At 39.2% G+C, this 263-nt stretch carries 1 protein-coding gene; it reads right to left on the bottom strand.

Going from position 1 to position 263, the window contains the following annotated elements:
- A partial coding sequence (locus HMPREF2805_RS01125) for a DUF389 domain-containing protein (RefSeq protein WP_148131566.1) occupies window positions 1-263 on the bottom strand: 263 nt, incomplete at both ends.

The raw sequence follows: 263 nt of genomic DNA, 5'->3' as shown, positions 1-263 counted from the left end.
GTTGGAGAGGTTCGTGCAATCAACTCGCTACTTGCATAAGATAAGGGAGAAATCCAGAAATACAGAGTCGAGACAAGCAAACTGACTAATACTTGAGTAAATAAAACCTCTAGAGATTGCTTGATTAAACGCGTATCAAAAATAGCTAAACCGAATCCCAGTCCAACAATCGGTGTCATAAGAGGGGAAATCAGCATGGCTCCAATAATGACAGCTGTTGAATTCATATTTAGACCTATAGAGGCAATAAAAATCGCACACAT

Origin of the sequence: Streptococcus sp. HMSC034E03 (genome assembly GCF_001811505.1) — a bacterium.
Lineage (GTDB): Bacteria > Bacillota > Bacilli > Lactobacillales > Streptococcaceae > Streptococcus.
The sequence above is the reverse complement of the archived record's forward strand: the minus strand, read 5'-3'. Positions and strand labels throughout refer to the sequence as shown.